Origin of the sequence: Streptomyces glaucescens (assembly GCF_002154375.1) — a bacterium.
Taxonomy (GTDB): Bacteria; Actinomycetota; Actinomycetes; order Streptomycetales; family Streptomycetaceae; genus Streptomyces; species Streptomyces glaucescens.
Genome location: NZ_MUND01000532.1, coordinates 1 through 4,258 on the forward strand (window position 1 = coordinate 1; position 4,258 = coordinate 4,258).

The 4,258-nt window shown below is 72.7% G+C and carries 3 protein-coding genes; all 3 read left to right on the forward strand.

Features of this window, described 5'->3' with window-relative positions; translation table 11 throughout:
• On the forward strand, positions 1 to 1,915 hold a 1,915-nt coding region (locus tag CCN42_RS30810; RefSeq protein WP_143662063.1), incomplete at its 5' end, for a thioesterase domain-containing protein.
• A complete protein-coding gene (locus CCN42_RS30815) occupies positions 1,908 to 2,783 on the forward strand; it encodes a proline iminopeptidase-family hydrolase (RefSeq protein WP_086740544.1) in 876 nt (291 codons plus the stop codon). The genes CCN42_RS30810 and CCN42_RS30815, both read left to right, overlap by 8 nt.
• A 343-nt stretch (positions 2,784 to 3,126) precedes the next feature.
• The coding region (locus tag CCN42_RS30820; protein WP_245877536.1) for an MFS transporter at positions 3,127 to 4,258 on the forward strand (1,132 nt) is incomplete at its 3' end.

Genomic DNA, 4,258 nt, shown 5'->3' on the forward strand with positions numbered 1-4,258 from the left:
CGAGCGCGGCCGGCTGCTCGCGGGCACGGCCCCCGGCGCGATGCTCGCCGTACCGCTGCCCGAGGACCGGGTACGGGAGCGGCTCGGCCGCCACGGGCTGGATCTGGCCGCGGTCAACGACGCAACGAGCTGCGTGGTCTCCGGCCCCGCCGAGGCCGTCGACGCGCTCACGGCGGAACTGGCCGCCGAGGGCGTCACCGGCCGCCGGCTCGCCGTCTCGCACGCCTTCCACTCCCGGCTGCTGGACCCGGTCCTCGACCGGTTCACCGCAGTCCTGGAGGGCGTCCGGCTGCAGGCACCCGGACTGCCCTTCGTGTCCGACCTGACCGGCGGCTGGGCCGATCCCGACGAGGTCCGCCGCCCCGCGTACTGGCGCGAACACCTCAGGCGCACCGTCCGGTTCCACGACGGACTGAGCACGCTGTACGGCGACGCACGGCTGCGCGACGCCGTGCTGCTGGAAGTCGGTCCGGGCCGGGCGCTCGGCCGCGCGGCCAGGCGCCACCCCGGCCGCGACGGCCGCCTCGTGGTCGCGGCGATGCCGCCCGCGGGCGACGCCGCGCACGAGGAGCCGGCCACCGCACTGCACGCCCTGGGCACGGCCTGGGCCGCCGGCGCCGATGTCGACGCGGAGGCCTTCCACGGCCTGACCACCGGCGACCGGGTGCTGCTGCCCGGCTACGCGTTCGCCCGCCAGGAGCACTGGATCGACCGGACCGCCCCCGTCGGTGGTCCCGCCCTGCCGAACCCCACGGTGCCGGCAGCCGCGTCACCCGCGGCGCCGCACCCCACGGCGACGGAAGCCTCCTCGGACCGGGCACCGGACCAGGCCTCGGACCGGGGGGCGGGCCACGGGCCGGACCAGGCGCCGGACGAGGCCGCCGCGACGGTCGCCGAGGCCTGGCGCACGGTCCTCGGCGTCGACACGATCCGCCCCGACGACGACTTCTTCGCGCAGGGCGGCGACTCCCTGGCCGCGGTCCAGCTCGTCGCCCGCATCCGCGCCCGGACCGGCGCCGACATCGAGTTCATGGCGCTGAAACGGCACACCCCGCAGGCCCTCACCCGGGCGCTGACCCGGCGGCTCGCGGGAGGCCGCCCCGAGGAGGACATGCCCCGCGGCCTGGTGGTGATCAGGACCGGCGACCCGCAGGCCCGCCCGCCCCTGGTCCTCGTCCACCCCATCGGGGGAGACGTCTTCTTCTACCGGGAACTGGCCGCCTGCCTGCCAAAGGACCAGGCCGTGTACGCGATCCGCTCACCCCTGCTGGACGGCACCGCCGACCTCGACACCATCGAGGACATGGCTGCCTCCTACCTGGAACGGCTGGAGGAGTTCGGGCTCAAGCCGCCCTACCGCCTGGGCGGTTCGTCCTTCGGCGGCCTCGTCGCCTACGAGATGGCCCGGCAGCTGGACGCCCGCGACGCACACCGGCCCCAGGTGGTGCTGATCGACAGCCCCGCCCCCGGCAACCTGCCCGCCGAGATGACCGACGACGACATCCTCGACTACCTGATGCGTTACGGCCTGGCCCGGCTGGACCTGCCGCGCGCGGATCTGGCGGCACTGCCGGCGACCGAGGACCGCATCCGCCTGATCGCGGACCGGGCCCGCGGCACCGAGTTCGAGGCCCTGCTGTCCGCCGACTTCCTGCCCCGCTATCTGCGCGCCTGGCAGCGGCACAGCCGGGCGATGCACGCCTACACCGCCCGCCCGTACGCCGGGGACGTGCTGTTCTTCTCCCATCAGGAGGAGATCCCGGAATTCCCGGCCGGCCAGGCGCCCCACTGGCGGCGGCTGGTCCGCGGCGCCTTCCGGGACGTCCCGGTGCCCGGCAACCACCTCAGCATGAACGGGATGCCGCACGTCGCCACGATCGGCGCCCACCTCGCACAGGGAGACAACGGTGAGTGACCTGACCAGCGGCACGCTGCGCACCGTGCCCGTCGGCCGGACCTGGTACGACATCCTCAACCCCGACGCCCCGGGGACCCCGGTGGTCACCGTCCACGGCGGCCCCGGCACCCCCCACGACTATCTGCGGCCCCTGGCCGACGCGCTGCCCGGCCATCCCGTCGTGGTCTACGACCAGTCGGGCTGCGGCCGCTCCGCACAGCGGCCCGCCGACGGGCGGCCCTGGCGGCTGGAGCACTTCGTCGACGAGCTGGAGGATCTCGTCGGCTCGCTGGGCCTCGAGCGTTTCCACCTCCTGGGGCACTCCTTCGGCACCATGATCGCCTGCGACTTCGCCCTGCGCGGCACGCACCGTCCCGACTGGCTGATCCTCGTCTCGCCCGTGCTGAACGTCCGCAAGTACGAGGAGGACATGCGTCAGCTGCTGTTCCGGCTGCCCCCGGCGACCGCCCAGGCCATCAGCGACGCCCTGCGCACCGGCCGGTACGACACCGCCGCGTACCGCGAGGCGTCCCTCGTCTTCGCCGAGCGGCACATGTGCCGCACCGACTGGCCCGACGAACTGGTGGACGCCACCCTCGGCACCTCCACGCAGGTCCGTGACGCCCTGTGGGGCCCCACCGAGTTCCGCGTGACCGGCAGCCTGCGCTCGTACACGCGCGGCGACCGGCTGGCCGAACTGGACGTGCCCACGCTCTTCGTGTGCGGAGAGCACGACTTCGTCCCGCCCCGGGCCTGCCACGCGTATGCCCGGGCCGTTCCCCGCGGGCGGACGGCGGTCGTCCCGCACGCCTCCCACATGCCCCATCTGGAGCAACCCAAGCTGTTCGCCGAGGAGTTGCTGAGTCGGATCGGCGGACCGGCGTGAGAAAACGAGTTGTGGCCACCGGCGATCCTGTGCCTACGATGAGAGACGACAACCTCGTCCAAGGGATCGCTTCAGAAGGGGTCACGTTGCAGTCGGCGTCACGCGCCACGGGTGGCGAGCGGGCGGGCCGCAGGCCGCGCAACGCGCAGGCCACCTGGTGGCCGCTGATTCGAAGACTCACCACGCACCGCTGAGCCTTGCCGAGAGCGCTGCCGCTCCGGCACGGCGCGGTTCGACGTGCCCACTTCCCCTCATACGGCCGGTCTCCGGCGCACCCGCGGTCTGTCGCGCCCTCGCGCGGTCCCGGGGCTCCGTGCGACCCGGCCCCTTCCCTCACGAGGCCATGAACAAGAACAGATTCCTGCCCACGCTGCTGGTCGTGGCGCTGATCGGCACCATCATCGAGCTGGACATGTCCGTGCCCAGCTTCCCCGACATCGCCCGGGCGCTGGACGCGTCCGAGTCGTCGGTCCAGCTGACCGTCACCTACAACTTCCTCGGCTACTGCCTGGGCGCCCTCGCCTACGGGCCGCTGTCCGACCGGTTCGGCCGGCGCGGCGTCATGCTGGCCGGCAACGGCATCATGCTGGCCGGCGCACTGGGCTGCGCGGTGGCACCCAGCATCGAGTTCCTGCTGGTGTCCCGGTTCGTGCAGGGCATCGGTGCCAGCACCTCCGTGGTGCTCGTCTTCGTGATCATCGCGGACGTCTACGAGGGCACCCGGCTGCTGAAGATGTTCGGGCTCACCAACGCCGCCATGTCCACCTTCATGACGGCGGCCCCGGCGCTCGGCGGGCTGGTGAACCGCACCCTCGGCTGGCGCGGAAACTACGCGGTGGTCTTCGCCGTCACCCTGGTGTCGCTGCTGCTGATGGCACTGTTCCTGCCCGAGACCAAGACCGAGCGGGTCAAGGTGAGCGCCCGGCAGGTGGCGGGCGACTACCGACGGCTGCTGCGCAGCGGGGAGTTCGTCGCCGCGTCGCTCGTCCCCAGCCTGCTGTTCGCCGCCTACATGGTCTTCATCGCCGCCAGTTCCTTCCTCTACACCGACACCTACGGCCTGTCCACGCTGGCGTTCGCGGGCAATCTGCTGGTCATCGTCGCGTCGTTCGCGGTCACCAGCCTCTTCGCCACCAAGATCATGGAGCTGCTCGGCGGTCCCGGGCGCACCGTGGCGTGCAGCATCGCCGCCACGCTGGCCGGAGTCGCCCTGTTCCTCGCACTCGGTGACGGTCCGGTGTCCACCACCGTGTCCCTCGCCGTCTTCTGCGTCGGCTTCGCCGCGGTCTACCCCATCGTCTTCGGCCGGTCCCTCCAGGTGTTCCCCGAGCTCCAGGGAGCGGCGTCCTCGCTGAACATGAGCGGCCGGGCGCTGCTGGTGACCCTGTTCACCGGAGCGGCCAGCAGCCTGTTCACCGGCGATGCCGTCGTCACCGCCGGAGTGATGGCGGTGGCCACCGCCATCACTCCGGCGG